7 protein-coding genes are annotated in these 7202 nt (G+C 68.7%); 4 read left to right on the top strand and 3 right to left on the bottom strand.

The window, feature by feature from the left end:
• Positions 1-215: 215 nt before the first annotated feature.
• Positions 216-2057 (top strand): glycoside hydrolase family 76 protein, encoded by a 1842-nt coding sequence (locus ACWGID_RS18050; RefSeq protein WP_452197852.1) that lies wholly within the window; start codon positions 216-218, stop codon positions 2055-2057.
• Here the strand turns inward: ACWGID_RS18050 and ACWGID_RS18045 are convergent.
• Together ACWGID_RS18045 and ACWGID_RS18040 are read right to left on the bottom strand one after the other, a co-directional pair.
• On the bottom strand, positions 2054-2827 hold the full coding sequence (locus tag ACWGID_RS18045; protein WP_452197850.1) for an SDR family NAD(P)-dependent oxidoreductase: 774 nt from the start codon (positions 2825-2827) through the stop codon (positions 2054-2056). The two genes, ACWGID_RS18050 and ACWGID_RS18045, sit on opposite strands and share 4 nt — an antisense overlap.
• 101 nt (positions 2828-2928) lie before the next feature.
• Positions 2929-3942, bottom strand: coding sequence for an aldo/keto reductase (locus ACWGID_RS18040; RefSeq protein ID WP_452197848.1), 1014 nt, complete (start codon positions 3940-3942; stop codon positions 2929-2931).
• Positions 3943-4062: 120 nt separating this feature from the next.
• Here ACWGID_RS18040 and ACWGID_RS18035 point away from each other — a divergent pair, with 120 nt between their 5' ends.
• Complete coding sequence (locus ACWGID_RS18035) at positions 4063-4896, top strand: helix-turn-helix transcriptional regulator (RefSeq protein WP_452197846.1); 834 nt, start codon at positions 4063-4065, stop codon at positions 4894-4896.
• Here ACWGID_RS18035 and ACWGID_RS18030 read toward each other — a convergent pair.
• The gene (locus tag ACWGID_RS18030; RefSeq protein ID WP_452197844.1) at positions 4893-5477 is read right to left on the bottom strand and encodes a TetR/AcrR family transcriptional regulator; all 585 of its coding nucleotides are present in this window, start codon (positions 5475-5477) and stop codon (positions 4893-4895) included. The two genes, ACWGID_RS18035 and ACWGID_RS18030, sit on opposite strands and share 4 nt — an antisense overlap.
• A 72-nt stretch (positions 5478-5549) precedes the next feature.
• Between ACWGID_RS18030 and ACWGID_RS18025 the strand changes: the two genes are divergently transcribed.
• Positions 5550-6443: an aldo/keto reductase gene (locus ACWGID_RS18025; RefSeq protein WP_452197842.1), complete on the top strand. Its 894-nt coding sequence runs from the start codon at positions 5550-5552 to the stop codon at positions 6441-6443.
• 51 nt (positions 6444-6494) lie between these two features.
• Entirely contained in the window at positions 6495-7046 is a 552-nt protein-coding gene (locus ACWGID_RS18020) for a DinB family protein (protein ID WP_452197840.1), read from the top strand.
• The last annotated feature ends 156 nt before the right edge of the window (positions 7047-7202 follow it).

Genomic DNA, 7202 nt, shown 5'->3' with positions numbered 1-7202 from the left:
GGGGGGGGGGGGGGGCCCCCCCGCGGGGGGGGGCGCGGCGCGCGCGCGCGCGCGCGCGGGGCGCTTGTCGTGTTAATTACGCGGGGCGGGCGCCCTATTCGCCGCGGTGCCGGCCCCCCCCCCCACGATACATCCTCGGAAGCTCGGTGAAACGTTTCCAAGCCCCTCGAGGAGATCCGCCCATGGTCTTGCCCCGACGTACCTTCCGTTTGCTCATGGCCGGGGCGGTGACGCTGGCCCTCGGGTTCGCGGCACCGCCGGCCGGCGCGGCGCCCACCCCGGCCGACGGCCCGACCGCCGTCGCCCGCGCCCGGGTCGCCGCCGACCAGCTGATGAGTTCCTACGAGCCGAACAAGGCCTGGTTCCCGTCGAGCTGGTGGAACTCAGCGGTCGCCCTGCAGACCATCGGCGACTACATGCAGCGCACCGGCGACCGGCGCTACCTGGGTCAGCTGGACAACACGTTCGAGAAGGACAAGGGCAAGTTCCCGGCCGGGGTCCTGTCCGGTGACGAGCTGCTCGGAAACTTCACCAGTCGCGCGATCGACGACTCCGAATGGTGGGGCCTGACCTGGGTCCAGGCCTACGACCTGACCAAGAACCCGAAGTACCTCGACATGGCGGTGAAGATCGCGGAGTACGTCGAGGGATACTGGGACCCGAGCTCGTGCGGCGGCGGTGTCTGGTGGAACGGCGAGCGCACCTACAAGAACGCCGTCACCAACGGTCTGTGGATCCGGCTCACCGCGGAGCTGCACAACCGGATGCCGAAGGACACGCGCTGGCTCGGCCGCGCGCAGGAAGGCTGGACCTGGTTCACCAACAGCGGGATGATCAACTCCGCCGGTCTGGTGAACGACGGTCTGAAGGACAACTGCGAGAGCAACGGCGACACGGTCTGGTCCTACAACCAGGGCCTGGCGATCGGTGCCGGCCTCGAGCTCTGGCGCGCGACCCACGACCCGAAACTGCTCACCTCGGTACGGCGGTTGGCGGACGCGGCGATCGGTTCTGGTGGACTGGTCACCGACGGCGCGCTGACCGAGTTCTGCGATCAGCCCGGGCGCACGTGTGACGACAACGGCAAGCAGTTCAAGGGCATCTTCATGCGGTACTGGATGGACCTCGCCGACACCACGCACGACAGCCACTACCAGAACTTCGTCGCGCAGCAGGTCGCGACGATCTGGGACAACGACCGGGATGCCTCGGACCGGCTGGGGGAGCGGTGGTCCGGCGCGACCCCGAACGTCTTCGACTGGCGTACCCAGGCCAGTGCGCTGAGCGCGTTGCTCGCCGCCGTCCCCGCGACGCCGCCGGTGCGATCGTTGTCGGCGACAACCGATCCGGCGCTCCCGGTGGTCATGCCGGCGACCGGAAGCGTGACGCACGTGAAGGTCAAGGTCACGGTCCAGGCGACGGGACCCGTGGACCAGCCGGTGAAGGTCGCGGTGAAGGCCGCAGGCCCGTCGGGCTGGACGGTGACTCCGGCGGTCTCGAACGTGACGCTCCGGCCGCGCGGGAACGCCGTACCGGTGGAGACGTCCGTGGACCTCGACGTGACGACCCCGGCCGGTACGACGGACGGTCTGCACTCGGTGAACGTGACGGCGACGTCCGGTTCGCAGCTCGCGTTCAGCTCGCGTTCGGACATCCTGATCGCCCACACGGCCGACTTCGACACCGGTACGGCGGCCGAGACCCCGTGGCTGTTCGACGCGGACGGTTCACAGAGCAACGGCGTACAGAACCGGTTCGCTGACGGGCACTCGTACTTCGTCTACCGGTTCCCGTTCCCGTCCGACACCACGAAGGCCTCGGCGACGCTGACGATCGACAACGAGTTCGTCGTCCAGGTCAGCGGCGACGGGCAGAACTGGACCACGGTCGCGACCGAGACCAACCAGGAGCACGACGGCAACAACAAGGCGGCGCGGACGTTCGACCTCACGCCGTACCTCGGTGCCGACAAAGCCGGGTACGTCCGGGTGTCGGACTCGTTCCCCAATGACGGGTGGGGCGGCCGCGTCTACCACGTGACGGCGAACTACAGCTAGCGGTAGCGGCTTGCGAGCTGCGGGTTCTGGCCGCCGAACGCGGCCAGATCCGCGGCGAACACCGTGTCCAGCAGGCTGCTGTCCTCGAGGCCTGGAGCCGTGACCGTCTCACCGAGCTCCAGGCCGCGCAGGCTGGCCGTGACGACGTCGTCGGCGCTCATCCGCGGGATCGAGCTCAGGTCCATGCCCTGGCGGGTGTGGAACTCGGTGGCGACGACTCCCGGGAGCAGCGCCTGCACCCGGACTCCGGTGCCTTCGAGTTCCGCGCTCAGGGTCTGCGAGAAGGCGAGCAGGTTCGCGAGCGCTCCGGCGTACACGGCGCGGCGCGGCATCACGGAGCTCGGGGCCGGACCGCTGAACGCGATCATGCCGCCGACGTTGATGATCGTGCCGCTGCCGCGCTCCTGCATTCCGCCGACCACGGCCCGGGTCAGCAGGGTCGGCGCGAGGACCTTGACGGTGACCAACTCAGTCGTCTTGTCCGCGGGGAGGTCGGCGAGCGGCATGTAGTGCGCGACGCCGGCGTTGTTGATCAGCAGGTCGACGGGTTCGGCGGCCGCGATGTCGGCGACGCTCTGGATCCCGGCGAGGGTGGAGAGATCGGCGGACACCGGCCGGATCTTCACCTCCGGATGGGCTTCGACGAGCTGGCCGAGCCGTTCGGCGTTGCGGCCGACGGCGATCACGTCGTACCCGTCGGACACCAGCCGCTCGGCGAAGGCTTTGCCGATGCCGGAGGTGGCGCCGGTGACGAGTGCGAGCTTGCTCATGGCAATGATTCCCTTCAGGTGGTCTCATCACCGAGCATCCGTGACCCGCACTCGCCCGACAAGGGTCCCGCTGTCCCTAGGAGTCGAGGGACCAGGCTGGGCTACGCGGCGGCGCGGTCGCCGACCGTCCGGCGACGCAGCGACGGGTCGAGGATCGCCGGGGTGTTGTAGTCCATGTCGAGGCGCCCGACATCCGTACCGGGCGGGACGATCTTGTCGATCTGGTCGAGGACGTCGTCGTCGAGGACCACGTCCGCGCCGGCCAGCGCGTCGTCGAGATGCTCCATGGTCCGCGGTCCGATGATCGCCGAGGTGACCGCCGGGTGCGCGATCGCGAACGCCATCGCCAGGTGCGTCAGCTTCAGTCCTGCCGCGTCAGCCACCGGGCCCAGTTGCTCCACGACCTCGAGCCGCCGCGCGTCGGTCATGTGCCGGAACATCGCCGTACGCCGAAGGTCTGACGGCGCCCGCCCGGTGAGCTGGCCACCCGCGAGCGGGCTCCACACCAGCGCACCGAGACCGTACTTCTGAACCATCGGCAGCACCTCGCGCTCGATCCCACGGTTCAGAATCGAGTACGGCGGCTGCTCGGTGCGGAACCGTTCCAGACCGCGCCGGTCGGCGACCCACTGTGCCTCGACGATCTCGCTCGCCGGGGTGGTCGACGAGCCGATCGCGCGGACCTTGCCGCTGCGGATCAGGTCGGTCAGCGCCGACAGCGTCTCCTCGACATCGGTGTCCGGGTCGGGACGGTGCATCTGGAAGACGTCGATGTAGTCGGTCTGCAGGCGGCGCAGTGAGTCCTCGACGGCGGTCATGATCCAGCGCCGGGAGTTGCCGCGCTGGTTCGGGTCCTCGCCCATCGGGAGGTGCGACTTGGTCGCCAGGACGACGTGCTCCCGGCGGCCCTTCAGCGCCTCGCCGACGATCACCTCGGACTCACCGTGCGAGTACATGTCCGCGGTGTCGACGAAGTTGATGCCGGCGTCGAGGGCCTTGTGGATGATCCGGGTCGAGGCGGCGTGATCGTCGTTGCCGACGGCACCGAACATCATCGCGCCGAGGGCGTACGGGCTGACCTTGATCCCGGTCCGGCCGAGTGTGCGGTAGTGCATGAACTTCCTCCTTGGGGTTGCTCCCAGCGTTGCCGGGCCGCCGGGTGGGGAGAAGGCCCACTTCATCCACGGACAGGTTGTCCCTGGATAGCCGCTTGGGTGGTCACGCATGATGGATGTGTGACCGATCGTGACGGCCTGGCCGATTTCCTCCGCCGGCGCCGGGAGCTGCTGCACCCGGCCGACGTGGGCCTGCCGGACGGCGCGCGCCGCCGTACGCCCGGCCTGCGCCGCGAAGAGGTCGCCCAGCTTGCGGGGATGTCGACCGACTACTACTCGCGCCTCGAGCAGTCCCGCGGCGCGAACCCATCCGAGCCGATCATCGCCGGCCTCGCCCGCGCCCTGCGCTGCGACCTCGACGAACGTGACCACCTGTACAACCTGGCCGGCCTGGCACCGCCGCTTCGGCGCGCCGGTCGGCACATCAGCCCCGGCCTGACCGGCCTCGTCGAGCGCCTCGTCGACATCCCGGTCTTCATCGTGACCGACCTCGACGAGGTCCTCTGGCAGAACGCCCTGGCCGACGTCGTTATCGGCCGGTACTCCGGCACGGGACTCGCCCGGAACCTGACCTGGCTCTGGTTCACCGACCAGACCATCCGGCGAATCTTCCCCGAGGAGGACTGGGACGCGCACTCGGCCGCGCACGTCGCCGACCTGCGCGGCACCTACTCCCGCCGGATGGGTGACCCCGACGTCACCGAGCTGGTTGACGCACTCGTCGCGCAGAGTGCGGAGTTCCGCGCACTGTGGGAGCTGCACGAGGTCGCCGTACGCCGGCTGCCGCGCAAGCGGTTCCTGCACCCGGAGGTCGGCGAGCTCGACCTGACCTGCGAGACCCTCCTGACGCCCGCTGCCGATCTGAGAGTGCGCGCGTTCCTGCCCTTCGAAGGCACCGACGCTCGCGAGAAGCTCGACCTCCTCCGCGTGATCGGCACGCAGACCTTCGTCTAGCGCTGCCGGAGACCGTCGATCAGTAGCCTGAGCAGCCGCTCGGTCTGTTCGCGTTGCTGCTCCGGATCGGCGGCGATCACGGCACCGGCCATCGCCGCCACCACGTCCTCAGGCGGTACGTCGCTCCGCAGCACGCCCGCGCCGGCTTCCAAGAAGTGTCCGATCGCCGCGGTCAGCCGAGCCCGGGTGTCCGCCTGCGTGACGGCGCCCGAGGCGACGATCGCCCGGAGGCTGCCCCCCATCGCGCGCTTGGAGTCGACGAAGTCGGCGTACCGGAACATCCAGGCGAGCAGCGCTTCGTCCGTGGGTCCGTCGTTGGCCAGCTCGGGCGCCGCGTCGCACAGCCGGGTCAGTTCCTGCTGATACACGGCCGCGAGCAGGGCCTCACGGGTCGGGAAATGCCGGTACAGCGTCGCCACGCCGACCTGCGCGCGCGCCGCGACGCGGTCGAGCGACAGGTGCACCGAGTCGCCCTGGCGTGCGGCCTCGGCGAGATCGGCCAGCTCGCCCGCCGCGGCCGTCACCACCTGCTCACGCTTCCGCGCCGCATCGGCGCGGAGCGGCCGGACTCCCTGGCTCATAAGTGGAGAAACCTCCAGTTAGTGCTACGGTAATCGGAGAAACCTCCACTTACTCTACCTCGGGACGTCCTCATGGCCACGACACCGAAGCACCCGGGCGGCACCGTCGCCCTCGGCCGGCACCAGATCAGCAGGATCGGGTACGGCGCGATGCAGCTCGAACACCTGGACACGGCCGCGGCCACCACCGTTCTGCGACGCGTGGTCGAGCTCGGCATCAACCACCTCGACACTGCATCCTTTTACGGCGACACCACGGTCAACCAGCACCTCCGCGCCGCCCTGCACCCGTACGCCGACGACCTCGTGATCGTGAGCAAGGTCGGAGCGCGACGCGTCGACGCCCCGGTCCCGCTGGCCCTGGCGCAACGGCCGGAGGAGTTGCGGAAGCAGGTCCACCTCGACCTCGATTCGCTCGGCGTCGACCAGGTGCCGGTGGTCAACCTGCGCCGTGCGGACCAAGGCCCGGGCCTGGTCGCGGAAGGCGACCAGGTCGTCCCGCTCGATGACCAGCTCGCCGAAGTGATCGCCTTGCGCGACGAGGGGCTGATCGGAGCGATCGGCCTGAGCAACGTCAGCACCGAGCAGCTCAAGCAGGCGCTGCCCGCCGGGATCGTCTGCGTGCAGAACGCCTACCACCTGCTCGACCGTTCGAGCGAGGACCAGCTCGCACTCTGCGCCGCGAACGGCATCACCTGGGTGCCGTTCTTCCCCCTGGGCTCAGCGTTCCGCCAGCCACCCTTCGACCAGCTGGCAGTCCCCACCGAGCACCCCGTCGTACAGCGGATCGCCGAACGCCTAGGAGTCAGTACGGCGGCCGTCTGTCTCGCCTGGATTCTTGCCCACGACAACCACACCGCACTGATCCCCGGCACCCGCAGCATCGCCCACCTCGAGGACAACGTCCGAACCGCCGACGTCGAGCTCGACACCGAAACCCTGGCCGAGCTGGACGCCATCGCCTGAACACGGAAACCTCTGCCGATGAGCGGTGGTTCCCCCGTACGATGCGCACCTGTGAGCGAAGCACAGGAATTCGACGTCAATGCGCGGACCGAAGCGCCATTGCACGGCAGCGAGGTCGCGATCTTGCGTGGATCACTGGCGTACCAACGCGACACGCTCCGGTGGAAGTGCTCCGGCCTCACCCAGGAACAGTTGGCGCAGCAATGCCCGCCGACCGACATGACACTGGGCGGCCTGATGAAGCACCTCGCGCTCGTTGAGTCCCAGTGGTTCGATCACTGGTTCCGCAACGCAGGTTTCGCGCAGCCTTTTGACACCGTCGACTGGGCTCTCGTCGAGAACGACTGGGAGTTCGATTCGGCTCGTGACGACACTCCGGAGGAGCTGCGGGCGCTCTTCGACGAGGCCGTCAGCCGTTCAGACGCGGTCATCGACGAAGCGCTCACGCGCGGTGGACTCGACGAGGAGTCGGCACTCACGAGCCCGCATACCGGCGAGACCTTCACCTTGCGGTGGATCCTGGTCCACATGATCGAGGAGTACGCACGGCACAACGGCCACGCCGACTTGATCAGGGAGTCGATCGACGGTCAGACCGGGTGAACGGCCCGAGTTACTTAGTGCACAGCTGTTACACAGGAGCACGAAAAAGGCCCCGCCTTGCCGGCGGTTTCAAGGGGTCGTCGCAACACCGCCTTGGGTTCTAGGTGGTGAGTAGATCACGCAAACGCTCGGCTGGGGTGTCCCAGTCGAGCGTTT

This window comes from Kribbella sp. NPDC054772 (assembly GCF_053611945.1).
Note: the sequence above shows the minus strand (reverse complement) of the source record. Positions and strands in the feature narration are given on the sequence as shown.

Excerpts from the sequence above, each read along its gene's own strand:
- ACWGID_RS18050 (WP_452197852.1), top strand. The coding sequence starts at position 216 with ATGGCCGGGGCGGTGACGCTGGCCCTCGGGTTCGCGGCACCGCCGGCC.
- ACWGID_RS18030 (WP_452197844.1), bottom strand. The coding sequence starts at position 5,477 with ATGAGCCAGGGAGTCCGGCCGCTCCGCGCCGATGCGGCGCGGAAGCGT.
- ACWGID_RS18025 (WP_452197842.1), top strand. The coding sequence starts at position 5,550 with ATGGCCACGACACCGAAGCACCCGGGCGGCACCGTCGCCCTCGGCCGG.
- ACWGID_RS18045 (WP_452197850.1), bottom strand. The coding sequence starts at position 2,827 with ATGAGCAAGCTCGCACTCGTCACCGGCGCCACCTCCGGCATCGGCAAA.
- ACWGID_RS18040 (WP_452197848.1), bottom strand. The coding sequence starts at position 3,942 with ATGCACTACCGCACACTCGGCCGGACCGGGATCAAGGTCAGCCCGTAC.